Origin of the sequence: Pedobacter cryophilus (assembly GCF_005116455.1) — a bacterium.
GTDB lineage: Bacteria > Bacteroidota > Bacteroidia > Sphingobacteriales > Sphingobacteriaceae > Pseudopedobacter > Pseudopedobacter cryophilum.
Genome location: NZ_SWBP01000002.1, coordinates 1 through 25096 on the forward strand (window position 1 = coordinate 1; position 25096 = coordinate 25096).

22 protein-coding genes, 1 rRNA gene and 1 pseudogene are annotated in these 25096 nt (G+C 34.4%); 22 read left to right on the plus strand and 2 right to left on the minus strand.

All coding sequences use genetic code 11. From position 1 onward, the window contains the following. Window positions 1-124 precede the first annotated feature (124 nt). The 11 genes and pseudogenes from rrf (at window position 125) to FA046_RS05280 (ending at window position 10308) form a co-directional block, all read left to right on the plus strand. Window positions 125-236, plus strand: a 5S ribosomal RNA gene (gene rrf / locus FA046_RS05225). A 313-nt stretch (window positions 237-549) separates the two neighbouring features. After that, a pseudogene (locus tag FA046_RS17465) lies at window positions 550-815 on the plus strand (transposase). 362 nt (window positions 816-1177) lie between these two features. Next, on the plus strand, window positions 1178-2407 hold the full coding sequence (gene hemA, locus FA046_RS05240; RefSeq protein ID WP_136825342.1) for a glutamyl-tRNA reductase: 1230 nt from the start codon (window positions 1178-1180) through the stop codon (window positions 2405-2407). 94 nt (window positions 2408-2501) lie between these two features. Next, window positions 2502-4088, plus strand: a complete 1587-nt coding sequence (gene hemC / locus FA046_RS05245; protein WP_136825343.1) for a hydroxymethylbilane synthase — start codon at window positions 2502-2504, stop codon at window positions 4086-4088. Between the two features lie 66 nt (window positions 4089-4154). Next, window positions 4155-5126 (plus strand): porphobilinogen synthase, encoded by a 972-nt coding sequence (gene hemB, locus FA046_RS05250; RefSeq protein ID WP_136825344.1) that lies wholly within the window; start codon window positions 4155-4157, stop codon window positions 5124-5126. 52 nt (window positions 5127-5178) lie between these two features. Beyond that, a complete protein-coding gene (gene hemL, locus FA046_RS05255; protein ID WP_136825345.1) occupies window positions 5179-6552 on the plus strand; it encodes a glutamate-1-semialdehyde 2,1-aminomutase in 1374 nt (457 codons plus the stop codon). A gap of 2 nt (window positions 6553-6554) precedes the next feature. Beyond that, complete coding sequence (locus FA046_RS05260) at window positions 6555-7424, plus strand: sensor histidine kinase (protein WP_136825346.1); 870 nt, start codon at window positions 6555-6557, stop codon at window positions 7422-7424. An 11-nt stretch (window positions 7425-7435) separates the two neighbouring features. Beyond that, on the plus strand, window positions 7436-8140 hold the full coding sequence (locus FA046_RS05265; protein WP_136825347.1) for a response regulator transcription factor: 705 nt from the start codon (window positions 7436-7438) through the stop codon (window positions 8138-8140). A gap of 6 nt (window positions 8141-8146) precedes the next feature. Next, window positions 8147-8659 carry a tetratricopeptide repeat protein gene (locus FA046_RS05270; RefSeq protein ID WP_136825348.1) on the plus strand — a complete coding sequence of 171 codons (513 nt, stop codon included), beginning with the start codon at window positions 8147-8149 and terminating at the stop codon, window positions 8657-8659. Further along, on the plus strand, window positions 8660-9685 hold the full coding sequence (gene hemE, locus FA046_RS05275; protein ID WP_136825349.1) for a uroporphyrinogen decarboxylase: 1026 nt from the start codon (window positions 8660-8662) through the stop codon (window positions 9683-9685). Between the two features lie 86 nt (window positions 9686-9771). After that, window positions 9772-10308, plus strand: a complete 537-nt coding sequence (locus FA046_RS05280; RefSeq protein WP_136825350.1) for a CopD family protein — start codon at window positions 9772-9774, stop codon at window positions 10306-10308. A 59-nt stretch (window positions 10309-10367) separates the two neighbouring features. On the opposite strand, the gene FA046_RS05285 is transcribed toward FA046_RS05280, so the two are convergent. Continuing rightward, on the minus strand, window positions 10368-10553 hold the full coding sequence (locus FA046_RS05285) for a hypothetical protein (protein ID WP_136825351.1): 186 nt from the start codon (window positions 10551-10553) through the stop codon (window positions 10368-10370). A gap of 76 nt (window positions 10554-10629) precedes the next feature. After that, entirely contained in the window at window positions 10630-11214 is a 585-nt protein-coding gene (locus tag FA046_RS05290; protein ID WP_136825352.1) for an RNA polymerase sigma factor, read from the minus strand. 401 nt (window positions 11215-11615) lie between these two features. On the opposite strand from FA046_RS05290, the gene uvrA reads away from it, so the two are divergent. From uvrA to FA046_RS05340, 11 genes are all read left to right on the plus strand, one after another. Continuing rightward, window positions 11616-14414, plus strand: a complete 2799-nt coding sequence (uvrA, locus tag FA046_RS05295) for an excinuclease ABC subunit UvrA (protein WP_136825353.1) — start codon at window positions 11616-11618, stop codon at window positions 14412-14414. A 134-nt stretch (window positions 14415-14548) separates the two neighbouring features. After that, window positions 14549-15718 (plus strand): trans-sulfuration enzyme family protein, encoded by a 1170-nt coding sequence (locus tag FA046_RS05300; RefSeq protein ID WP_136825354.1) that lies wholly within the window; start codon window positions 14549-14551, stop codon window positions 15716-15718. Window positions 15719-15793: 75 nt separating this feature from the next. Further along, window positions 15794-16210, plus strand: a complete 417-nt coding sequence (locus FA046_RS05305; RefSeq protein WP_136825355.1) for an OsmC family protein — start codon at window positions 15794-15796, stop codon at window positions 16208-16210. 44 nt (window positions 16211-16254) lie between these two features. Next, a complete protein-coding gene (locus FA046_RS05310) occupies window positions 16255-16686 on the plus strand; it encodes an RrF2 family transcriptional regulator (protein ID WP_136825356.1) in 432 nt (143 codons plus the stop codon). A gap of 99 nt (window positions 16687-16785) precedes the next feature. Then, on the plus strand, window positions 16786-16914 hold the full coding sequence (locus FA046_RS17520; protein ID WP_262709946.1) for an addiction module protein: 129 nt from the start codon (window positions 16786-16788) through the stop codon (window positions 16912-16914). A gap of 526 nt (window positions 16915-17440) precedes the next feature. Beyond that, entirely contained in the window at window positions 17441-19537 is a 2097-nt protein-coding gene (locus FA046_RS05315) for a HEPN domain-containing protein (RefSeq protein WP_136825357.1), read from the plus strand. A 2-nt stretch (window positions 19538-19539) separates the two neighbouring features. Next, window positions 19540-20307, plus strand: coding sequence for a uroporphyrinogen-III C-methyltransferase (gene cobA / locus FA046_RS05320; RefSeq protein WP_136825358.1), 768 nt, complete (start codon window positions 19540-19542; stop codon window positions 20305-20307). Beyond that, window positions 20285-21805: a TSUP family transporter gene (locus FA046_RS05325; protein WP_136825359.1), complete on the plus strand. Its 1521-nt coding sequence runs from the start codon at window positions 20285-20287 to the stop codon at window positions 21803-21805. The genes cobA and FA046_RS05325 overlap by 23 nt, the downstream gene beginning before the upstream one ends. 31 nt (window positions 21806-21836) lie before the next feature. Beyond that, window positions 21837-22541, plus strand: a complete 705-nt coding sequence (locus tag FA046_RS05330) for a phosphoadenylyl-sulfate reductase (RefSeq protein ID WP_136825360.1) — start codon at window positions 21837-21839, stop codon at window positions 22539-22541. 195 nt (window positions 22542-22736) lie between these two features. After that, window positions 22737-23627: a sulfate adenylyltransferase subunit CysD gene (cysD, locus tag FA046_RS05335; RefSeq protein WP_136825361.1), complete on the plus strand. Its 891-nt coding sequence runs from the start codon at window positions 22737-22739 to the stop codon at window positions 23625-23627. Next, on the plus strand, window positions 23627-24874 hold the full coding sequence (locus FA046_RS05340) for a sulfate adenylyltransferase subunit 1 (protein ID WP_136825362.1): 1248 nt from the start codon (window positions 23627-23629) through the stop codon (window positions 24872-24874). Before cysD ends, FA046_RS05340 begins: the two co-directional genes overlap by 1 nt. The last annotated feature ends 222 nt before the right edge of the window (window positions 24875-25096 follow it).

A 25096-nucleotide genomic window follows, 5' to 3' on the forward strand; every position in this document is an offset into this window, starting at 1 on the left:
CTCTGCAATTACTTCTTTCAATAATATGTCATTGTTGTCATGTTATAAGTTAAGAGTTATATGTTTTAAGTTGAAAAACTTTGGGCTATAGCTTGAAACTAATGACTAACAACTATTAAAATATTTAGGTGCCTATATCGGCGGTGTCCACCTCTTCCCATTCCGAACAGAGAAGTTAAGCCCGCCAGAGCCGATGGTACTGCAGTAAAATGTGGGAGAGTAGGTCGGTGCCAAATTTTATAAGTCTAACGACTATAAAGCTTAAACCCTTCATCCAAATGATGAGGGGTTTTTTGTTTTTATCCCTGCTCTAAATCCCTGATGGGGACTATTTGGGATCAAGTGTAAAAGTTGGAGAGGAATAATTTTTAATTATTTTTGTAGAAAGACAATATTTTGAATTCTACATTACTATCAATAATACTTCCTGAGGGGCTGAGCGACTACTTTGAAATAGATAAAGTAGAGACGATAACAGATAGAGTTGTTGTTTAAGCATATCCAGATTTACAGGAAGCCTATAAGATTTCTCAGGAACTATCTACCATATTGAGCCATTCAAAAAATAGATTAGTCGCTTTTAAGAAATTAGCAATCTGGTATAATAAAATAGAGAGATTAGGCTACAAATCCTTTAATACCATAGCAAGAACCATTCAAAACAAAATGAAACCATATTGAATTACTTTGATAACAAGAGCACAAATGCATCAGCAGAATCATTTAAGGCAAAAATAAAGGCTCTTAGATCTCAATTTAGAGGGGTGAGAAATGTTAAATTCTTCCTGTTCCGATTATCTAAAATCTATGCCTAAGCTAGTCCCCAACTTTTACGCTTGATCATTTTTTGTGTTAATGAAATGATAGCAGAGCGAACAGGTTTTTTGGGTTGATTGTACAGGTTTGGCTACCTAAACCTTATTGAAGTGGATACCTGCCATCGTGTGTAAGGCCTGAGGCCGTATGAACGGAAAGAAGGACTACATAACTTTTTTGGAATACGGAAATAGCGTTTCTAAATTATCTTTACTCCTACATAAAGCAAATAAATACCTTTAGTCCAAATATTACAATTAACACCCTATTTATACTCCTTCTAAATAGTTTCAATTGACAAATGATTGACACATACTATTGCTTGCTATTATACTTTTGTGAGAATTAAAAAATTAACTAATTGAAGTACTTAAAGGTTATAGCATTTACGCACAAGCAAATTGATTTGAAAGAATTGGGATGCTTAGTTTTACGTAATGAAGCTATTGATGAAAGGCTTTTATTAGTGAAATCTAAGTTTGATATCCCTGAAATTTTCTATTTAGCGACGTGTAATAGGGTTGAGTTTGTATTTACCGCAGAGCAAAAAGTGAATAAGGAATTTGTTCATGAATTTTTAGGTACTCTTCACGCAGAGTATTTAATGAGTGAGCAATTAGAAATGATTGTTGAAAACTGTTGTGTTTTTGAGCAAGAAGAGGCTCTAAATCATTTAATGCGTGTTTCTAGTTCATTGGAGAGCTTAGTTGTGGGTGAAAAGGAAATTCTGGCCCAAGTTAGAAAAGCATACGAAGAATGCCGAATTAAGAAATTTACTGGCGATTATTTAAGATTGGTAATGAATAGAGTTGTAAAGACAGCTAAGGAAGTTTACACTTATACTAATATTTCTAAAAACCCAATTTCTATTGTCTCTTTAGCTTATAGGAGACTTAGAGATCTTAAAATGTGTTCGAATTCTAGAATATTAATTATTGGTGCAGGGGAAACCAACCAAAATATTGCTAAATATTTAAAAAAGCATACCTATACCAATTTTTCGGTTTTTAATAGAACTTTAAGTAAAGCGCAATCTCTTGCTAATGAGCTTGGAGGCGAAGCTTTTAGTTTGGAAGATCTTCAGAATTTTGACAAAGGATTTGATGTTATTATTACTTGTACCAGTGCTACTGATCCTATAATTACTGAAGAATTATACAAAAAACTATTAGGTGGTGATGAATCAGCAAAGGTTATAGTTGATTTGGCTATTCCTAATGATACTGCCCCCGAAGTTGTACAAAATTACAATGTACAATATATTGAGGTGAACTCTTTAAAAGATACTGCTGAGAAGAATTTGCAAGAGCGTTATCAGGAATTAATTAATGGTGAAGCGATTATTGAAAGTAATATTAAAGAATTTAGACCAATTCTTAAGCAAAGAAGAGTTGAGTTGGCAATGAGAGAGGTTCCTAGAAAAATAAAGGAGATTAAAGAGACTGCGTTAAACGCAGTTTTTGCAGATGAAGTTAATGGGTTGGATGCTGATTCTAGAAAAGTATTAGAAAAAGTGATGAATTATATGGAAAAGAAATACATCAGTGTACCCATGATAATGGCCAAAGATATTTTGGTTAATAATGACTAATATTCCCCTAATTGTCATTAATTAGAAATAATAGATTTTCTTTAAGTAAAACAATTTTGTAAAGTTTAATTTTACGAACTAAATCTCTAATGTATTGAACAGAACAATTACCATAGGAACCAGAGGAAGTGATCTTGCTTTATGGCAGGCGAATTATGTAAAAGATAAACTTGCTGAAATAAATGTTAAGGCTGAGTTGAAAATTATTAAGACGCAAGGAGATAGTATTCTTAATCTGAGACTTGATAAATTAGAAGGAAAAGGTTTTTTTACCAAAGAATTAGAGGAACATTTATTAGAGGGTTCGGTTGATTTGGCAGTGCATTCTCATAAAGATTTGCCAACTAAAAATCCTGAAGGGCTAATTATAGCTGCAGTTTCTACTAGAGAAGATCCTTCGGAGCTTATTCTGATTTTAAAGGATTGTGTAGACTCTTCTAAAAAGCTTTCTGTGAAGCATAATGGTACCGTAGGAACTTCATCTAACAGAAGACAATCTCAATTATTTGCTGTTAGGCCTGATTTAGAATTTCAAAATTTAAGAGGAAATGTTCCTACAAGAATTCAGAAATTAAGGGATGAAGATTACGACGCCATTATTATTGCAAAGGCTGGAGTGAGTAGGTTAAATATTGATTTATCTGAATTCTATGTGGAAGAAATTGAGCCTACTGCAGAATTAGTCCCATCTCCAGCGCAAGGCGTTTTAGCTATTCAGATTAGAGAAAACGATCAGGAGTTATTTGATGTTTTACAGCATATTCATAATAGTGAAGTTGCAGCTCAAATTGCTGTTGAAAGGAAAGTGCTGAATTTATTTGATGGCGGTTGCCATATGCCTTTAGGTTGTTATTGTGAGAAGGAAGATGACCTATTTCATGTTTGGACAACAAAATCTAAAGATGCGGAGGAGTTTCCAGATAGATTATACATTTCTTCTCAAACTACAGAGGGATTAGCAGAATTAATTGTGTCTAAGTTTGATGTTGAAAAAAGAAAAATGCCAAAGAAGGTGTTTATTTCACGAGAATTAAGTGAACATAGTTATTTTAGAAAATCGTTAGACAAGCATACTATTGAAGTTGAAGCCAGATCTTTAATTAGAACCGTTCCCACCATTCATAAATTAGACTCCTATATATTTAGGAATGTCGATTGGATTTTCTTTAGTAGTAAGAACGGGATCGAGTATTTTTTTGCATTAGAGCCAATTTTACCAAAAGATTTAAAATTTGGTGTAGTTGGAAGAGGTTCTGAAGAAGCATTAAAACAATTAGGGAAAGTTGTTTCTTTTGTTGGTGAAAGCATTGATACTACTGAAATTGCCGAAGAATTTGCAGTTATTGCAAATGGTCAATCTATCTTATTCCCGTCTGCAAAAGATTCTTTACGAACCATTCAGAAGGCGATGTCTGCTGAAACCACAATTTTAGATTTAACGGTTTATGAAACCATTTTAGAAGAAGGGGTTAGTCAGAGTTTTGCCGATGTTTTGGTTTTTACCAGTCCTTCTAACGTAGACGCTTACTTTGCTAATAATTTATTAGATCCAGGACAAAAAGTGGTAGCAATAGGAAAGTCAACAGGAAAGAAATTTGATGAAATGAATGTAAATTATATTTTGCCATCATCTCCTGATGAGATTGGATTGGCAGAAGTAGTTTTTGGAATAGATATTTAATTAGGATTAAAGAACAAGGATTATAGGGCAAGGATCAGAGAACTTGTAATCAAAAATTCAAATCATATGTTAATCAGACCAAGAAGAAATAGGAAATCTCAAGTAATTAGAGATATGGTGCAAGAAAATCGTCTTCATGCCTCTGATTTTATTTTTCCTTTATTTATTATCGATGGAAAAAATCTAAAAACAGAAGTGGCCTCCATGCCTGGTATTTTTAGATATTCTATAGATAATTTATTGTTAGAGGTAGAAAGTTGTTTGAAGTTGGGCTTAAAATCATTCGATCTTTTCCCAAACTTGGAAGAATCTCTGAAAGATCAAACAGCCTCTGAAAGCTTGAATGAAAAAGGACTTTATTTAAGAGCAATTAAAGAAATAAAAACTCATTTTCCTGAGGCATGTATTGTTACAGATGTGGCAATGGATCCTTACAGTTCTGATGGTCATGATGGTTTGGTTGAAGATGGCGAAATTATCAATGATAAAACTTTAGAAATTCTTGCCCGCATGGCTGTTGCGCAGGCAAGGGCTGGAGCAGATATTATTGCTCCGTCTGATATGATGGATGGCAGAGTACAATATATTAGAGAAGCTTTAGATGCTGATGGGTTTTCTAATGTTTCTATTATGTCTTACACAGCTAAATATGCGAGTGCTTTTTATGGGCCGTTTAGAGATGCGTTAAATTCAGCTCCAAAATTTGGAGATAAGAAAACGTATCAAATGAATCCTGCCAATCAAAAAGAAGCTCTTATTGAAGGTGCATTAGATATGCAAGAAGGTGCAGATTTTTTAATGGTGAAGCCTGCTTTAGCTTATTTGGATGTGATTAAGTTAATGAAAGATAATTTTGATTTACCAATTGCAGCCTACAACGTAAGTGGCGAATATTCTATGTTAAAAGCAGCTGCCCAAAGAGGATGGTTAGATGAACAAAGAGCAACTTTGGAGACCTTAATGGGTATTAAAAGAGCTGGTGCAGATGTGATTTTAACTTACCATGCAAAAGAAGTACTAGCTAAGGGCTGGGTTTAATTTTTGATTTACTTTAGGCGATTAATATGCCTTAAGTTTTATGCTTTAAAAGATGTTTGATTCAATAAAAAAAATATTTAGTACCGAAACCGAAAATGCATCTCCAGTTTATGGTGACAAGCCAGATATTATCAGAGAGAAATCGGCAGAGTTGTATGAGAGGGCTAAAAATTATTTTCCTGGCGGAGTTAATTCTCCTGTAAGAGCTTTCAAATCAGTTTATGGAACTCCTTTATTTATAGAAAAAGGAGATGGTTCTAGACTTTGGGATGCTGATGGAAATGAATTTATTGATTTTTGTGGTTCTTGGGGACCATTAATTTTAGGTCATAATCATCCAAAAATTAGAGAGAAAGTAATTGAAGTGATGCAAAATGGAATGTCTTTTGGTGCTCCAACTGCTTTAGAAAACGAGCTTGCAGAACTTATTATCAAAAATAATAAATACATAGAGAAAATTAGGTTTACAAGTTCTGGTACAGAGGCTGTAATGTCTGCCATTCGTTTAGCCAGAGGCGTAACTAAAAGAGATAAAATCATCAAATTTGAAGGCTGTTATCATGGCCATACCGATGCGCTTTTAGTAAAAGCAGGATCTGGATTGGTTACATTTGGAGAAACATCTTCGGCGGGAATTCCTAAAGCTTACGCTGATGAAACCATTGTTGTTTCTTTAAACGATAAGGAAGCTGTGAAAGCTGCTTTCGAACAATTTAAAGAACAAATTGCCTGTGTAATTATAGAGCCTGTTCCCGCAAATAATGGTTTATTACTTCAAAATCAAGATTTTTTAGAGTTTCTAAGAGAGATATGCGATCAAAATTGTTCGTTATTGATTTTTGATGAAGTGATTTCTGGTTTTAGAGTAGGTTTTGAAGGTGCTGCAGGTTTTTATAATATTAAACCAGATATCATCACTTATGGAAAAATAATTGGTGGTGGTTTACCTGTTGGTGCTTATGGCGCTTCTAATGGAATTATGTCTAATATTTCTCCTGAAGGAGGTGTTTATCAAGCCGGAACTTTATCTGGTAATCCGGTAGCCATGGCGGCAGGAATTGCTCAGTTAACTGAACTTTTGAAATCTGGTTTTTACAAAGAAATGAACCAGAAAACTTTAGAATTTACAGATTCTATTCAACGTTATGCGACATCTAAAAGTTATAAGTTTAAGGTTTTTCAAATAGGATCAATTTTTTGGTTTGCTTTTACCGAAAAAGAAAAAATTCAAACTTCAGAAGATATTGATGCCTCTAGTATGGAAAAGTTTAAAATGATGCACAGAGAGTTGCTTAATCGAGGAATTTATTTAGGTCCGTCTGGTTACGAGGTAGGTTTTGTTTCTGCTGCACACAGTAAAATAGATTTAGAGAAAGCTAAAAGAGCTATCTTTGAAAGTCTTGATATAGTTTTTAAGAACAGATAAACATGTCGACAAAACCAATTGCCATATTTTATGCACTTGTTTTTTATGTGTTCGCTCAGCTTTTTTGGTGGGCAAGTCTTTTAATAGAATTAGAACCTACTAAAAGAGGAATGGTAATGGGTGAAGGATTTGTCTTTATTTCTTTGATGAGTTTTGGAATTTATAAGCTTCATCAAGCAATTAATAAAGATAAAAAGATAAGCAATCAGCAAAAGAATTTTTTACTCTCGGTAACCCACGAATTAAAATCACCTTTGGCTTCTATAAAGCTTTATCTCCAAACTATTCATAAAAGAGAATTAGACCGAGAGCAACAACGTAATTTCATTGGTAAATCTTTGTTAGATATAGAGCGATTGGATGATTTGGTGGAGAATATGCTGTTGGCTACCAAAATAGAGAATAAATCATACAGCTTTCCCAAAGAAGAATTAAACTTATCAGATTTGGTTGAAAAAATTGTTTCGAGGTTACAAATTCATGTTTGCAGTAAAGAAGCAATTATTACTGCTATAGATCCAAATGTTTATATTACGGCAGATAGATTTGCAATGGCTTCTGTTGTTACCAATTTAATTGAAAATGCAGTAAAATATTCGCCAGATTGTATGCCTGTTCATGTAGATTTGCATCGAAAAAGCAATGGAAAGGTGTGTTTTAAAGTTGCCGATTTAGGTATTGGTATACCCGATGAAGAGAAACCTAAGATATTTAATAAATTTTACAGAGTAGGAAGTGAAAATACTCGTAAAACTAAAGGTACAGGTTTGGGTTTATTTATTGTAAAGCAAGTACTTGATCATCATCAAGCACAAATAAAAGTAAAAAATAACCAGCCAAGAGGAACGGTTTTTGAGGTTTCTTTTGATTAAATAAAAAGAAAATGTCTGTAAAACAAAGAATTTTATTGATGGAAGACGAAGAGCATTTGCTCGAAGCCATCAAATTGAACCTCGAAATGGAAGGTTTTTTTGTAAGAGCTGTCACCGATGGTAAAAAAGCACTAAAAGTTTATAAAGAAGAGAAATTTAATCTCATTATTTTAGATGTGATGGTACCAGAAATTGATGGTTTCCAAGTGGCTGAAACCATAAGGTTAGAAAACAGTGAAGTTCCTATCATGTTTTTAACTGCAAAAAACACTTCCGAGGATAGGATTATGGGGTTGAAAAAAGGTGCTGATGATTATTTAACTAAGCCTTTTAACTTAGAAGAATTGATTTTAAGAGTACACAACCTCATCAAAAGAAGTATGAAGGGTGATGATTTGAAAGAAATCAATTCTTACAAAATTGGTGACAAAACCATTTATTTTAACTCTTTTGAATTAAAGAATGATGATGGCACAGTTACCGCATTAACAAAAAAGGAAACCATGCTTTTAAAGCTTTTAATTGAGCGTAAAAATGAAGCAGTTTCTAGAGAACAAATTTTAGAAACGGTATGGAACTATGATGTTTATCCATCTACCAGAACCATTGATAATTTCATTCTTACCTTTAGAAAATATTTTGAACCAGACCAAAAAAATCCAATCTATTTCCATTCTATTCGTGGTGTAGGATACAAATTTACCGACGGGCATTAATCAAACATGTTCAGTAATTCGGCAAGAATAGCAGTTTGTGGTTTATTATTTTTAGTTGCAGCCTTGGCTGTATACCTAAAAGTATATGAAGTGTTTGCTTTATGCCTGATGTTTGTAGGTATAGTAATTTGGGGGTATTTTAAAGAAGGTACAGTTATTTTAGCTGCTAAACAGTATAAATTAAAAAACTACGATAAAGCTAAAACGCTTCTTTTGTCTATTCAAAATCCAGCGTATTTAAAAAAAATACGTAAAGCTTACTATGAGTTTTTATTGGGAAGTATAGCCATTAATCAACTCGATTATCATAACGCAGAGTTTCATTTAGGAAAAGCCGCAGTTTTAGGTTTAAGAGCGAGTGATTTGGGCGTAGCGTTAATGCACTTATCCAACATCAGTTTAAGAAATCAAGATAAAGAAAAAGGCTTAATTTGGATTAGACAAGCAGATAAATTACCCTTAACAGAAAAGTATAAGAGTATATTAAGTAATATAGAAAAAGAACTACAAAAAATTTAAATGAACGATTCCTTATTTATTAAAGCCGCATTTTCACAAAAAACAGAACGTCCACCAGTGTGGATGATGAGACAAGCAGGTCGTTTTATGCCTCAGTACTGGGAAATTAAGAACAAATATTCCTTTTTGGAGATGTGTAAAACACCAGAAATTGCTGCTGATGTAACCATGTTGCCTGTAGATTTATTAGGAATTGATGCCGCCATTTTGTTTTGCGATATTTTAGTAACAGGTGAGGCAATGGGTGGCGATTTAAGTTTTACTCAAGGTGTAGGTCCAAAATTCGCAAATCCAATCAAAAATGCAAGAGACATTGATAATTTACGTGTTGATGTGATGGATAATTTGCAATACGTAGCAGATGCCATTAAAGTAATTCAACAGCGTTTAAATGGTTCCATCCCTTTAATTGGTTTTGCAGGGGCGCCGTTTACGGTAATGAGTTATTTAATTGAAGGTGGGTCATCTAAGGATTTTAAATTAACCAAGCTTTTTATTCATAACCATCCAGATTTAGCACATAAATTATTAAGCAAAATTGCAGCTGTTACAGCTGATTATTTAAACCTTCAAATCGCTGCTGGCGTAAATGCCGTACAATTATTTGATAGTTGGGCGCTTGCTTTATGTTGGGACGATTATAAAGAATTTTCTCATAACTATAACGTAGAAATCATTTCAAAATTAAACCGTAAGGATATTCCAGTAATTTCTTTTTGTAAAGGAAGTTCAGTTTTTGCGCCTTTAATGGCCGAAGCTAAACCAGATGTGATCTCTATAGATTGGAACGCCGATTTAAAAGATATTAAGCATCGTTTACCATCAAACATTGCGGTTCAAGGAAACTTAGACCCTCATATTTTATATGCTGATAAACATGTAATTAAAGACAGAATTCACAGATTGTTTGAGCGTATGCGAGGAGAAAATGGATTTATCTTTAATTTAGGTCATGGTATTATGCCCGATATTCCTTTTGACAATGTAAAATATGCTATTGATGTAGTAAAGGAGTTTAGGTATTAGCCTCATCCTAAATCCTTCTCCGAAGGAGAAGGACTTTTACTTGCAAGCTTTTACTTTCTACTTTTAACCTTAAACTTATAACTTCAGTGTACCAATACGTACTTGCCATTCATATTATTTTTGTAGTTAGCTGGATGGCTGGCTTGTTTTACATTGTGAGGTTGTTTATATACCATACTGAAGCAAATTTAAAACCAGAGCATGAACGATTAATTCTTCAAAAGCAATTTGAAGTAATGGAATCTAAGCTTTGGAATATCATTACCACCCCTGCAATGGTACTTTCTGTAAGCGCAGGTTTATTAATGCTTTATCTTAACCCACTGCTTTTAGAAACAGATTGGATGTGGGTTAAACTTGGTTTTGTAGCGGGGTTAATTGTTTATCATGTGATTTGTCAAAATATTATTTCTCAATTAAAAAGAGGAAAGTATTGGATGACCAGCACTCAGTTAAGATTTTGGAATGAATTAGCTACTATTTTCTTGGTGGCAATTGTTTTTACGGTGATCTTAAAAAGCGCAATAGATTGGCTTTACGGGCTTTTAGGCTTAATGGCATTTGCTGTTGTAATTATGATTGCGGTAAAAATTTATAAAAAGCAGCGTGAAAAATCTAAATAGATATAAAACAAAAAAGAGGTCAATTAATTGACCTCTTTTTTGTTTCTAATTGCAATTAATTACAATGATTTTGAGATATTCAATATATTTTGAATACTTTCTGATGAAGGATTTCTTGCCAACTGATTTAAAGAAGGTTTGATACTTTCATAAAAATTGATTTCCGACTCGGTAAATACCGAAATCATTCCATCAATTTCATTGTCTAAAATTGAATTTGAAGTAGGAGTAACAGTTTCTATCATACGCTTTGTTTGTTTTTTTATAGAATAGAAACGTGTATCCTTGTTTAATATTTTATTTCATAATAAAAAGTTAAAATTAATTTTTTAGGGTTAATTCTTTGCTTACCATCATCTTACGTAAGTTATTAAGTGCATACCTCATTCTTCCTAAGGCGGTATTAATACTTACGTCAGTTAGATCTGCAATTTCTTTAAAACTCAAATCGCCATAATGTCTCATAATCAACACTTCTTTTTGTTCTGAAGGTAAGAGGTGGATTAAAGCTTTAAGATCATCATAAGTTTGTTGCTTCACCATTTTTTCTTCAATGCTTTCATCATGAATGCCCAGCACATCAAAAATGTCAAAACCATCTCCGTTGGTAATTACAGGCGAACGTTTTTCTTTTCTAAAATGATCAATAACTAAATTATGCCCAATTCTTAAAACCCAAGGCAAAAACTTCCCTTCTTCATTATACCTTCCTGCTTTTAAAGTTTTAATTACTTTAATAAAAGTATCCTGAAAAATATCTTCAGCTAAAAACTCGTCTTTAACTAAAAGATATATAGAAGTATAAATTCTTGATTTGTGTCTCGTGATGAGATTTGATAGCGCAATTTCATTCCCTTTAATGTAAAGGTGTACCAATTCCTGGTCGGTTTTCAGTTGAAAGTTCATAATTACTCCTACTTTAAATTCTTTCTAAATTAATCTTAAAAGTGAGTAGAGTATCTTCTATATGTTTTCTCCTATGTTTGAAATTTGAACTAATATTATTTATTGCATCAAATGAAATAATAATTTTACTAAAAACAAAATATAAAAATGAATTTAAAGTAATATGAAATATTTAATACTGTAAAATAACATTTTCATGATAATTTTATTTCTTCTTTGACCTCAATATAAACTTAATTACGCAATTATTTATATGAATGATACAATAACTTAACCAAATATTAAAAGTAAAGTCAATTTTTTTAGGAATAGAGAAAAGATAGATATTACCACTATTTTTGCAGCACTAAACAAAATCTTTAGAAATTGTTTAAGATAGATGAGAAGCTGAGAATTTTGAGATGAAAGAAGAAGAAAAAGATCCAAAAAAGAATATTATAATTAAAGGTGCCCGAGTACATAATTTAAAAAATATTGATGTTGCCATTCCAAAAAACAAATTGGTAGTCATCACAGGGATGTCTGGCTCAGGAAAATCATCCTTAGCTTTTGATACTTTATATGCAGAAGGACAAAGAAGATATGTAGAAAGTTTATCTTCTTATGCCCGTCAGTTTTTAGGCAGAATGAACAAGCCTGATGTTGATTATATAAAGGGTATAGCGCCAGCAATTGCCATTGAGCAAAAAGTAATTACTTCAAATCCTCGTTCTACAGTGGGGACTTCAACAGAAATTTACGATTATCTTAAGTTGCTTTTTAGTAGAATTGGAAAAACTTTTTCACCAATTTCGGGGCAATTGGTGAAAAAAGATTCGGTAACGGATGTAGTGAATTATTTATCGGCTTTGCCAGAAGAAAGTACTATAACTATTTTATGCCCACTTTATCCTCATAACCAAAGAACTTTAAAAGAAGAACTTGCTGTATTATTGCAAAAAGGGTTTTCCAGAGTTTCTATTAATAATGAAATCAGAAAAGTTGAAGAACTTTTAGAAGACGAAACCATTGAAAACAAAGAAGTTGAAGATGAGCACAAAGTTTTAATACTCATTGATAGAATAGTTACTAATCAGGAAGATGAAACCATAAGCCGTATGGGCGATTCTGTTCAAACGGCTTTTTTTGAAGGTAAAGGCGATTGTTATGTTGATTTTGAAGGTAAAAGGAAGCATTTCTCAGATAGGTTTGAGCTAGACGGAATTAAATTTGAAGAGCCAAGTCCTAATTTTTTTAGTTTCAATAATCCTTACGGAGCTTGTCCAAAGTGCGAAGGTTATGGTAAAGTAATGGGTATTGATGAAGATTTGGTTATACCAGATAAATCAAAGTCGGTTTACGATGGCGCCATTGCTCCCTGGAGAGGCGAAAAAATGAAAGAATGGTTAGACGCATTAGTTGCCAATTCTATTAAATTCGATTTTCCAATACACCGTTCCGTGAGTCAATTGACTAATGCCGAGAAAAAACTCCTTTGGAAAGGAAATAAATATTTTAAAGGTTTGGATGATTTCTTTAAATTTTTAGAAGAACAAACCTATAAAATCCAATATCGTGTCATGTTATCTCGCTACCGCGGAAAAACCAACTGTCCTGATTGTTTAGGCAGTAGGCTAAGGCCCGATGCTACCTACGTAAAAATTGATGATCACTCCATTACAGATATTGTGTTGATGCCGTTAAAAAAAGCTTTAACCTTTTTTGACGATTTAAAGTTAGACGAGCAACAACAAAAAATTTCTAAAAGACTGATTTTAGAGATCAGAAATAGAATTTTGTTTTTAAACGAAGTGGGATTAGGATACCTTACCTTAAATCGTTTATCTAACACTTTATCAGGCGGAGAATCACAAAGAATTAATTTAGCTACCTCTTTAGGAAGCTCATTAGTAGGTTCTATTTATGTTTTAGATGAGCCAAGCATCGGGTTACACCCAAAAGATACCAATAGGTTAATTGGCGTTTTAAAATCTTTAAGAGATGTGGGTAATACCGTTTTGGTGGTAGAGCATGAAGAAGAAATGATGCAAGCCGCAGATCATTTAATTGATATTGGACCAGAAGCAGGTACTTTAGGTGGTGAGTTGGTTTACTCAGGAAATTATAAAGATATATTAACAGATGAGCGTAGCCTCACCGGAAAATATTTAAGCGGGAGAGAGCAAATTGAAATTCCTAATAGAAGAAGAAAACCAACTGATTTTATTGAAATTAAAGGCGCTAGAGAAAATAATTTAAAAAATATTAATGTCAAATTCCCTCTACATGTTTTAACCGCCGTTACAGGAGTATCGGGTTCTGGAAAAACTTCATTGGTAAAAAGAATTTTATTTCCCGCTTTGCAAAAAGTAATAGGTAATTATTCTGGAGAACAAACCGGTTTTTATGATGGGATTGAAGGAGCATTAAATAGTATTTCACAAGTAGAAATGGTTGATCAAAATCCAATAGGAAGGTCGTCAAGGTCTAATCCGGTAACTTACGTGAAAGCTTGGGATGAGATTAGGGCTTTATTTTCTAGTCAGGGAGCAGCAAAGGCTGCAGGTTTAAAACCAGCGGCATTTTCTTTTAACGTAGAAGGCGGCCGATGTGATGTTTGCCAAGGCGAGGGCGAAGTGAAAATAGAGATGCAGTTTATGGCCGATATTTATTTGCCTTGCGAATCTTGCGGAGGGCAACGCTTTAAGCAACATGTTTTAGATGTAACTTATAAAGACAAAAATGTTGCTGAAGTTTTAGAAATGACCATTGATGAAGCCATTATCTTTTTTGCTGAGGAACAAAAAATTCTCAATAAAATTAAGCCTTTGGCAGAAGTAGGCTTGGGTTATGTGCATTTGGGGCAATCATCTAATACTTTGTCTGGAGGTGAGGCACAGCGTATAAAGTTGGCGTCTTTTCTAATTAAAGGCAACAATAGTCATAAAACATTATTTATTTTTGACGAACCAACCACAGGGTTACATTTTCACGATATTAAAAAATTGATGAAATCTTTTGATGCTTTAATTGAGCAGGGAAATACCATTATTGTAATTGAACATAATATGGATGTGATAAAATGTGCCGATTGGGTAATTGATATAGGTCCGGAAGGTGGAGATGAAGGCGGCGATTTAGTTTTTGAAGGCACACCAGAAGAATTAATTGAAATAAAGGATTCCTATACCGGAGTATATTTAAAAGAGCGGTTTAAATAGAAGTCCGAAGTCTTCAGACCGTAGTCTGAATGGCTAACAAACTGTAAACTTATAACCATTAACCGGTAACTAACATCCGATATCCGTCAACTAGCAACTGACAACTAACAACCAATAACTGACAACTGAATACAATGAAAGAAGAATCTAAACTCATCAGAACGCAAACGCCAAGATCATCAAATAGAGAGCATTCTACGCCTTTATACCTCACTTCTAGTTTTATTTTTGATGATGCAGAACAAGGCAGAGCTATTTTTGCTGATGAGCAACAGGGAAATATTTATTCAAGATACTCTAATCCAAACACAACCGAGTTTATAGACAAGGTTTGCGAGTTAGAAGGTGCCGAAGCTGGTTTAGCTTTTTCATCTGGCATGGCAGGTGTTTTTGCTTCTTTTGCAGGTTTGTTAAAAGCCGGAGATCACATTGTTTCTTTTCGTTCTATTTTTGGTTCTACACATCAGTTGTTAACTACTCTGTTTCCACGATGGGGAATTACTTCAACCTACGTTGATGCTGCAAATCCGGATGATTTAGAGAAAGCTATTCAGCCAAATACCAAAATGATTTTCTTAGAAACACCTTCTAACCCAGGTTTAGAATTGGTAGATTTAGCATGGTTGTGCAAAATAAAAGAGAAACATCCTCATATTATTATTAATGTTGATAATTGCTTTGCCACGCCTTATTTGCAAAAACCAATTGCTTATGGTGTTGATATTGTAAGTCATTCGGCAACAAAATATATGGATGGGCAAGGCCGAGTTTTAGGTGGAGTAGTAGTTGGCAGAGCCGATTTAATAAAGGAAATGATGTTTTTTATCAGGCATACCGGTCCGGCAATGTCGGCTTTTAATGCGTGGTTATTGTCTAAAAGCTTAGAAACACTTCCGTTAAGAATGGATAGGCATTGCAGTAACGCTTTGGCTGTTGCCAAAGCTTTAGAAAAAAGTGCTGAAGTTGAAGTAGTACGTTATCCTCATTTGCCTTCTCACCCACAATATGAATTAGCAAAAAAGCAAATGAAACAAGGTGGTGGGATAGTTACTTTTGTAATTAAAGGCGGCTTTGAAAGAGCAAAAAGATTTTTGGATGCTTTAGAAATGATTCTGATTTCCTCTAACTTAGGAGATTCCAGATCTATAGGTACGCACCCATCTTCTACTACACATTCTAAATTATCAGAACAAGAAAGATTACAAATAGGCATATTTCCAGGAAGCATCAGGCTTTCTATTGGCTTAGAAAATGTAGAGGATATTCTTGCTGATGTGAAGAATGCTTTAGAAAAGTCTAAATAGGTCATTAATAGTTTAAATTTTCTTGAGTTTGCAAGATTCTCATATCTCACATCTCAATACTCATATCTAAAAAAAATGAAAATAGAATTAAACAGAGTAAATAGTGCAGTCCACTTTGAAGCTACAGGTAGCAGCAGTGATATAAAAGTACATATAGATGGTTCACCTGAGATTGGTGGAGAAGGTTTAGGCGTTCGCCCGATGGAATTGGTGTTAATGGCTTTAGGTTCTTGCAGTTCTTTAGATTTAGTGAGTATTTTAAAAAAGCAACGTCAAGAAATTACCGATTTCTCTGTAGAAGTTAGCGGAGAACGAAGAGTAGAATTGCCACCCGTTTTTACTAAAATTCACATGTTAATTAAGTTAAGCGGTAACTTAGATGAGCAAAAAGTAAATAAAGCTGCCGAATTAGCCATTAGAAAATACTGTTCTGTACATGACATGTTGGTTGCTGGCGGCGTTGAGATTACTTATTCAATAGAAATCAATTAATATTCATAATTTTAGATCTATTAATTACGCTCTAAACAAATACCTTGCTCTCTAAAAAAACAAAATATGCCATTAGAGCCCTTATTGCCTTAGGTGAGCAATTTGGCGGCGATTCTATGAATATTTTAAGCATTTCGCAAAAAGAAAAAATTCCTAAAAAGTTTTTAGAACAAATTCTTTTAGAAATGCGTAACGCTGGCTTTCTTTTCAGTAAAAAAGGTGCTGGTGGCGGTTATTCTCTTCTAAAAAATCCTGATGATATTAATTTGGTGCAAGTGATGCGTTTAACCGGTGGACCTATTGCTCAATTGCCTTGTGTAAGCTTGAATTTTTATCAGAAGTGCGATGAATGTAAAGAAGAAGCAACTTGCGGCATTCGAGCTACTTTCATGAATGTTAGAGATGCTACTCTTAAAATATTATCAGAAACCACTATAGGTGATCTTATCCGTAAAGAAAAAAGCTTAAGTAGCTAATTTTTATTCTGTTAAATTTTTTATTTTACTTATTTTTAATAAAAATTAATATGGAAAATTCAATTTATCATATCAGAATTAAAAAGGATTATGCTTCTGTTGATTGAAGATAAAACACCCGATTGGCAAAAAGAGGAATCGTTAAAACGACTTGAGAAAATGAAAAGTAATCCTGAATCGGTTATTTCTGAGGAAGATTTTTTTAGGATTTTAAATAAAAATGCCTAACAAATACACTGTTTTATTTTCTTCAGAATCCATTATCGATGTTTAAAATGCAGTATAATGGTATAATCAACAACAAGAAAACTTCAAAAACGAATTGAAATTTACTCTTAAAATCCTTTCCAAAAATCCGTTTCATTATCAGATTAGGTATAACAATATTCGGATGGCAAATTTCCGATTATTTCCTTTTGCAATTCATTTTGAAATAGATAAAGTTTCGTCTATTATTAGAATAATTTCAATTTTTCATTTCAGCAGAAATCCTTATTGGTTAAAATAAAAAAAATATTTTCACAAAAAGACTACTAAATACATAGACATTATATATATTTGTTGCGTGATCAGAAATTCAACTATTCAAAATACCATGTCTTACTGTTGCTGTATAAAATTTAACAGCGTTTGTTAAGCAGTAGAGGCACTATAAGATCTTTTTAGTTAGTGTGTTAGTTTAAGCCTCTTCTATTTATTGGGAGAGGTTTTTTTTTGATTTAGGTTAATATTAATACAAGGATTACAATATATTATGCAAAGCTTTAGAACAGAATTAGAAAATCCATTAGTTGAAAAAGACATCATTGCTTTAGAGCAAAAGATTAGGGCTTTTAGAGAAGGGAAAATTGATGATGAAAGATTTAGAAGTCTGCGTTTAGCGAGAGGTGTTTATGGCCAGCGCCAACCTGGAGTGCAAATGGTGCGTATCAAATTGCCTTTTGGTAAAGTTACGTTTAAGCAATTTCTAAAAATAGCCGATATTTCTGATGAATATGCATCAAGTAATTTGCATTTAACCACCCGTCAAGATATTCAAATCCATTATGTGAGTTTAGATCGTACGCCAGAGCTTTGGTCTAAATTAGAACAAGATGATATTACTTTAAGAGAAGCTTGTGGCAACACGGTAAGAAATGTAACAGCATCGCCAACTGCCGGAATAGATCCTTCAGAACCTTTTGATGTTTCTCCTTATGCTCATGCTTTTTTCGAATATTTTTTGAGAAACCCTATTTGTCAGGAAATGGGAAGGAAAATAAAATTTGCTTTCTCTTCTAGCGAGGCTGATACCGCTTTTTCTTTTATCCACGATTTAGGCTTTATCCCAAAATTAAAACTAGAAAACGGGGAAGACGTAAGAGGTTTTAAAGTGGTTTTAGGAGGTGGCTTAGGCGCCCAACCTTCTTTAGCTCATATTGTACATGAGTTTTTACACGAAGATTTAATTATTCCTTATGCCGAAGCCGTTCTACGTGTTTTTGATAGACATGGCGAAAGAAATAACCGTAATAAAGCCCGCTTAAAATTCTTAGTCAACAAAATAGGTATTGACGAATTGGTGAAATTGGTTGAAGAAGAAAAAATAGCCAATAAAGTTAAAACCTTTAAAATCAATAGAGATTCCATCATCCAACCACAAGCTGCTGCACCACAAAATTTTGCTGAAGTAGCAATCAAAGATCAATTAGCCTATCAATTATGGTTAGATACCAACGTTTTTGAGCAAAAGCAAAAAGGTTTTTACGGGGTGTATGTAAAAGTTCAAACCGGCGATATCAAAACAGATTTAGCCAGAAAGTTTATAGCCGCCATTAGTGGTTTAGTGGCAGATGAAATTAGAATTACCATTAACCAAGGCTTGCTTTTAAAGTTTGCAACAAAAGAAGCTTTGCCTTCTTTGTTTCTAGCTTTAGAGGAATTAGGCTTATCAGCGCCAGGTTTTGATAGCGTTGCCGATGTCACTACTTGCCCAGGTACGGATACCTGTAATTTGGGAATTTCTAATTCTATGGAGCTTTCTAGAGTGTTAGAATCGGTGATTTATGATGAATATCCTTCCTTTATTGAAGACAAAGAAATCAAAATAAAAATTAGCGGTTGTATGAATTCATGCGGTCAGCATGGCTTGGCTCAAATTGGTTTTCATGGAAGTTCTATGAAAGCAAATGGAAAAGTAATGCCTGCCGTTCAGGTTTTATTAGGTGGTGGAATTGTGGGTGATGGAGTAGGCAGAGCTGCAGATAAAGTGGTGAAAGTTCCTTCTAAAAGAGCACCTCAGGTATTAAGAGCCGTTTTAAATGATTATCAGGCCAAAGCCGATACTTATCAAAGCTTTCATCAGTATTATGATGATTTAGGTAAAGATTATTTTTATCAATTATTGAAACCAATTGCAGATCAAACTACCTTAACGGATGAAGATTTTGTGGATTGGGGACATCAAGAAACTTTCCAAACCGCAATTGGTGTGGGTGAGTGTGCCGGTGTGGTGATAGATTTAGTAGCAACTTTAATTTTTGAGGCTGAAGAAAAGTTTGAATGGGCAAAAGCATCATTCGAAAATAAGGCTTTCGCCGATGCTATTTACCAAGCATATAATGCAATGGTAAGTGGTGCAAAAGCTTTGTTATTAGATAAAGGAGTGAATCAAAGTACACAAACTGGTGTAATGAAAGCTTTTGACGAGCATTATGCCGCCGCTTTAGCAATAGAAAGTTTTACCGATTTGGTTTTACAAATCAATAAAAACGAACCTTCAGCAGTTTTTGCCGAAGCATATTTAGCTTCAGCAAGTGATTTCTTAACAAAAATTAAAAATTTCAGGGTGCAACCTGAGTTAGCAATATAACAATGGTTAAAGAACCTAAAATAACATTAGTGGGCGCAGGCCCTGGCGATGTAGATTTAATGAGCATTAAAGGTGCGAAAGCTTTAGCAAAAGCCGATGTGGTATTGTATGATGCCTTAGTAAATGAAGAAATACTAAGCCTTGCACCAGAAACGGCGGTAAAGATTTTTGTAGGGAAGAGAGCCGGAAAGCACTCTATGAAACAAGAAGAAATTAATCAATTATTGGTAGATTGCGCCTTAAATTACGGTTATGTAGTTCGTTTAAAAGGAGGAGATTCTTTTGTTTTTGGACGTGGATACGAAGAAATTGATTTTGCAGCTTCTTATAATATAGAAACAGACGTAATTCCTGGAATTTCTAGTTCTATAGCCGTTCCTGCATTGTGCGGGATTCCTATTACTCATCGTGGCGTAAGCGAAAGTTTTTGGGTAATCACAGGAACCACAACCTCAGGAAAAATATCTGATGACATTTATGTTGCAGCAAAAACACAAGCAACTGTAGTGGTTTTAATGGGGGTAAATAAAATTGCCGAAATTGTTAAGATTTATCAAAAGGAGGGTTTTGGAAGATTACCAATCGCTATCATCCAAAATGGATCAATGCCTAATGAGCGATATGCCTTAGGCGTAATTAATACTATTGAAGAACAAATAGCAGAAAAGGGCATTGCTGCTCCGGCAGTAATTGTAATAGGGGCTGTGGTGGGTTTACATCCAAAATTTCAGCCTATTTTAGAGTCTTATGAGTTTGTTGACGCAGAATAAAAATATAGCAGAGGAAAAAGAAAGCAATGAGCTTTTTCCAATTTTTTTGAAACTACAAAATTTCCGTACCCTTTTGGTAGGAGCCGGTAATGTAGGTTTAGAAAAATTGGAGGCTATGCTGTTCAATAGTCCCAAAGCTAATGTAACCGTTTTAGGAGAGCGTGTTTTGCCACAACTTAAAGAACTTATAAAAAACTATCCAACTGTCGAACTTTTTGAACGAAAGTTTAAAGAAGAAGATTTAAAAGGAGTAGAATTAGTGGTTTTAGCTACTGATGATAGAGATTTGCACAGATATATTAGGGGGATTGCTAAAGAAAGAGGTTTACTGGTAAATGTTGCCGATACGCCCGAGCTTTGTGATTTTTATTTAGGATCAATTGTAAAAAAAGGAAATTTAAAAATTGCCATCTCAACCAACGGAAAATCGCCAACAGTAGCAAAACGCATTAAACAGGTTATTAATGATAGTTTGCCTGATGAAATTGATGACACTTTAGATCAAATGAGTAAGCTTAGAGATACCTTAAAAGGTGACTTTGCTTACAAAGTGAAGAAGATGAATGAAGCAACTGCCAGTTTAGTAGAAGAGCCAAAGCAATCAAAGCAAATCATCTCTTCTACGGCTTTAAGTTGGGTAATTTGGACTATTGTAGTTGCTTTTGCAACCATTACTTTTTTTGCCTTATGGAATCAAGAACCTGCTTTTAAAGCCTATATAGAACAAGTAAATCCTCATTTTTACTATTTTTTAGCCGCAGGTTTTGTTTTTGCAATGATAGATGGAGCCATTGGGATGTCTTATGGAGTTACCTCTACAACTTTTTCCTTATCAATGGGAATTCCACCTGCATCAGCAAGTACGGCAGTTCATATTTCCGAAATTTTAAGTAACGGAATTGCCGGTTGGATGCACTTTAGAATGGGTAATATCAATAAAAAATTATTCAAATTATTGATTATTCCAGGTGTTATTGGCGCAGTAAGTGGTGCTTATTTACTATCTTCTTTAGAGCATTACAGTCAATATACTAAACCTATTGTTTCTGTTTATACTTTGATTTTAGGTTTAGTGATTTTAAGAAAAGCATTCAACGTTAATAAAGTCATATCGGCAGATAAAAAGATTAAAAAAATTGGAGTTTTAGGTTTTACAGGTGGTTTTATAGATGCCGTTGGTGGTGGAGGCTGGGGTTCTATTGTTTTATCTTCTTTAATTGCCGGAGGTAGAAATGCTAGGTATTCTTTAGGAACAGTTAAACTGAGCAGATTTTTTATTGCTTTAATGAGTTCTTTAACCTTTGTAACCATGTTAAGCGGTTTACATTGGTATGCAGTAGCCGGTTTAGTAATTGGTAGTGCAATTGCATCGCCAATTGCGGCAAGGGTTTCTAACAAAATCTCTGCTAAAACCATTATGGTTGCCGTTGGAGTCATTGTAATTTTAGTAAGCTCAAGAAGTATTATCAATTTTATATTGCTTTTATTATCTAATTAACTAAAGAGGATATTCTTATTTTTACCGCAAAATGAATAGGGCAGAAGAAATACAAAACATCATCAAAGATTTAACGCCACAACAGGTTTTGGCGGTTTTGGCGAATCAACATCAAGGAGAAATTATTTTTTCTACCAGTTTTGGATGGGAAGATCAAGTGCTCACAGACATGATTTTTGCTCAGGATTTACCTATCAAAGTATTCACCTTAGAAACCGGTAGATTATTCACCGAAACCTATTATACCTGGAATCGTACTTTAGAAAGATACCAAAAACCCATAGCAGCCTTTTATCCTGATAAAGACAAACTAGAAAAAATGGTGACCGAAAAAGGGCCAAGTAGTTTTTATGAATCGGTAGAAAACAGAAAAGAATGCTGCGGAATTAGAAAGATAGAGCCTTTAAACAGAGCTTTAAAGGGATATAAAATTTGGATTACCGGTATCAGAGCAGAGCAATCTGTAAACAGAGAAAACATGGACTGGGTTGAATGGGATGAAGCGCACCAATTGGTAAAAGTTCACCCTATTTTTCATTGGACTTTAGATGATGTGAAAGCTTACGTTAAAGAAAATAATGTGCCTTACAACCCATTACACGATAAAGGTTTCCCAAGTATTGGTTGCCAGCCTTGCACCAGAGCCGTACAACCCGGCGAAGATTTTAGAGCTGGCCGCTGGTGGTGGGAAGATCAAAGTAAAAAAGAATGTGGATTACATGAAGTAACGAAATAGGTCCGCAGTTTGAAGTCGGCGGTCCGCAGTTTGAAGCGGAGACTCATCAAGCGGAAAGTAAAAAGTTTGCAGTCCGCAGACGTTAGTCTGAAGACGAGATTTATTAAACGAATAAAAAATATTTATAAATGAGCTTAAGTTCTTGATACTCGATACTTAGTACTAGATACTCAATACTCAATACTCAATAAAAAAATGGATTATTTAGATCAGTTAGAGGCAGAAGCCATAGCGATTTTACGGGAGGTAGCAGGGCAGTTTGAAAAGCCAGCTTTATTATTCTCAGGCGGAAAAGATTCTATCACTTTGGTGCGTTTGGCAGAAAAAGCCTTTCGGCCGGGTAAGTTTCCTTTTCCATTGGTGCATGTAGATACTGGGCATAACTTTCCTGAAGTGATTGAATTTCGTGACAAATTGGTAGAGAAAATTGGTGAAAAACTGATTATTGGACATGTACAAGATGCCATAGACAGCGGAAAAGTGATAGAGCAAAAAGGTAAAAATGCGAGTAGAAATGCTTTGCAAACCGTTACCCTTTTAGAAACTATCGAGAAAAACCAATTCGACGCTTGTATTGGTGGCGCCAGAAGAGACGAGGAAAAAGCCAGAGCAAAAGAACGTATTTTCTCAGTTCGCGATGAATTTGGCCAGTGGGATCCAAAACGTCAGCGACCAGAACTTTGGAACACCTTTAACGGTAAAATCCACAAAGGAGAAAACGTAAGAGTTTTCCCTATCAGTAACTGGACAGAGTTAGACGTTTGGAATTACATCAAAAGAGAAAACATAGAAATACCTTCTATTTATTATTCTCACGAAAGAGAAGTGATAGAACGTAACGGGGTTTTAATGGCCGCACATGAGTTCTTAAATATGGATGCAGATGATATTGTACAAACCAAAAGTGTGCGTTTCCGTACCGTTGGTGATATGACTTGTACCGCAGCCGTAGAATCAGTGAAAACAGAAATAGACGATATCATTTTAGAAATCAGTCAATCAAAAATTAGTGAACGAGGTGCCCGTATGGATGATAAAGTTTCTGAAGCAGCCATGGAAGACCGTAAGAAAGGAGGATATTTTTAGTGGATATATTAAAATTTTTAACAGCCGGAAGTGTTGATGACGGTAAAAGTACCTTAATTGGTCGTTTGTTATATGATACAGGTTCTGTTTTGGCCGATCAGCTAGAAGCTATTCAGAAATCTAATCGTAAAAACGACGATGGAACAGTAGATTTAGCCATTTTAACCGATGGATTAAAAGCCGAACGTGAACAAGGAATTACTATTGATGTAGCCTACAAATATTTCCAAACCGAAAAAAGAAAATTTATCATTGCAGATACTCCAGGGCATATTCAATATACCCGTAACATGGTTACCGGAGCTTCCAATGCAGATTTAGCCATTATTTTAATTGATGCCCGTAAAGGGGTAATAGAGCAAACCATCCGTCATTCTTATTTGGTTTCTTTATTGGCTTTAGAGCATGTGGTGGTTTGTGTGAATAAAATGGACATGGTAGATTACAGCGAAGAGGTTTTTGATAAAATCCATGCTGATTACCATACTTTAGCCACCAAATTAAATATTAAGGAAGTTACTTTTATTCCCGTAAGCGCTTTAAGAGGCGATAATATTGTTTTTAATTCTGAAGCCATGCCTTGGTACAAAGGCAAAAACTTATTAGAACATTTAGAAACCGTTCCGGTGCATGAAATTGACAGCTTATTGCCTGCTCGTATGGCGGTGCAATGGGTGGTAAGGCCGCAAACAGACGCTTTACATGATTACCGTGGCTATGCCGGCAGAGTGTTGAGTGGCGCTTTTAAATTGGGCGATGTAGTAAAAGTTTATCCATCAGGTACCAGCTCTAAGATTTCAAAATTAGAAACCTTTGATGGCGATTTACAAATTGCCGAAGAAGGAAAATCCATCACGCTGCATTTAGAGGGCGAAATTGATATTAGCCGTGGCGATATGATTGGCGAAATTGAAAGAGCACCTATAGTTGCCAGCCAAATAGAAGCTGATATTTGTTGGATGGATACCCGCGAATTAGACACCTCCGCAACTTATTTTATTCAACACCAAAGTAAAGTAACCCGTTGCAAAATTAAAGAGGTATTGTACAAAGTAAACATCAATACTTTAGAAAAAGTAAATGCAGATACTTTTGGTTTAAATGATATTGGCCGGGTAGAAATTAAAACCGCCGATGAACTCGCATTTGATCCTTACGAAATCAATAAAAGAAACGGGGGCGCCATTATTATAGATAGTAGAACCAATGTTACGGTAGGCGCTTTAATGTTAAGAGCCGCTTTGTAACCAGTTTAATAAATTAACCAAAAAGCCCTTGATGTTAATCGTGGGCTTTTTGGTTTTGGGCGTTTTAACACGCTGTCCGCTAAATCTTTTTGGCTCCAAAAAGCCAAAAAGGATACCGCTTCCATCGTTAACGCACTATTTCCCTTTATTTAAGATTTGCTTTTTCCTCTCCAATAGCGAATTTATACTTCTCCAAAAAAATTAAACTTTGAGCCTTGGTAA

What these genes read in the sequence shown, in the direction of transcription:
- FA046_RS05305 (WP_136825355.1), top strand. Translation starts at nt 15,794, where the DNA reads ATGAAAATAGAATTAAACAGAGTAAATAGTGCAGTCCACTTTGAAGCT.
- FA046_RS05285 (WP_136825351.1), bottom strand. Translation starts at nt 10,553, where the DNA reads ATGATAGAAACTGTTACTCCTACTTCAAATTCAATTTTAGACAATGAA.
- hemE (WP_136825349.1), top strand. Translation starts at nt 8,660, where the DNA reads ATGAACGATTCCTTATTTATTAAAGCCGCATTTTCACAAAAAACAGAA.
- FA046_RS05265 (WP_136825347.1), top strand. Translation starts at nt 7,436, where the DNA reads ATGTCTGTAAAACAAAGAATTTTATTGATGGAAGACGAAGAGCATTTG.
- FA046_RS05270 (WP_136825348.1), top strand. Translation starts at nt 8,147, where the DNA reads ATGTTCAGTAATTCGGCAAGAATAGCAGTTTGTGGTTTATTATTTTTA.
- uvrA (WP_136825353.1), top strand. Translation starts at nt 11,616, where the DNA reads ATGAAAGAAGAAGAAAAAGATCCAAAAAAGAATATTATAATTAAAGGT.
- FA046_RS05290 (WP_136825352.1), bottom strand. Translation starts at nt 11,214, where the DNA reads ATGAACTTTCAACTGAAAACCGACCAGGAATTGGTACACCTTTACATT.
- FA046_RS05325 (WP_136825359.1), top strand. Translation starts at nt 20,285, where the DNA reads ATGAGTTTGTTGACGCAGAATAAAAATATAGCAGAGGAAAAAGAAAGC.
- cobA (WP_136825358.1), top strand. Translation starts at nt 19,540, where the DNA reads ATGGTTAAAGAACCTAAAATAACATTAGTGGGCGCAGGCCCTGGCGAT.
- hemB (WP_136825344.1), top strand. Translation starts at nt 4,155, where the DNA reads ATGTTAATCAGACCAAGAAGAAATAGGAAATCTCAAGTAATTAGAGAT.
- FA046_RS05260 (WP_136825346.1), top strand. Translation starts at nt 6,555, where the DNA reads ATGTCGACAAAACCAATTGCCATATTTTATGCACTTGTTTTTTATGTG.
- FA046_RS05315 (WP_136825357.1), top strand. Translation starts at nt 17,441, where the DNA reads ATGCAAAGCTTTAGAACAGAATTAGAAAATCCATTAGTTGAAAAAGAC.
- FA046_RS05300 (WP_136825354.1), top strand. Translation starts at nt 14,549, where the DNA reads ATGAAAGAAGAATCTAAACTCATCAGAACGCAAACGCCAAGATCATCA.
- FA046_RS05330 (WP_136825360.1), top strand. Translation starts at nt 21,837, where the DNA reads ATGAATAGGGCAGAAGAAATACAAAACATCATCAAAGATTTAACGCCA.
- hemL (WP_136825345.1), top strand. Translation starts at nt 5,179, where the DNA reads ATGTTTGATTCAATAAAAAAAATATTTAGTACCGAAACCGAAAATGCA.
- cysD (WP_136825361.1), top strand. Translation starts at nt 22,737, where the DNA reads ATGGATTATTTAGATCAGTTAGAGGCAGAAGCCATAGCGATTTTACGG.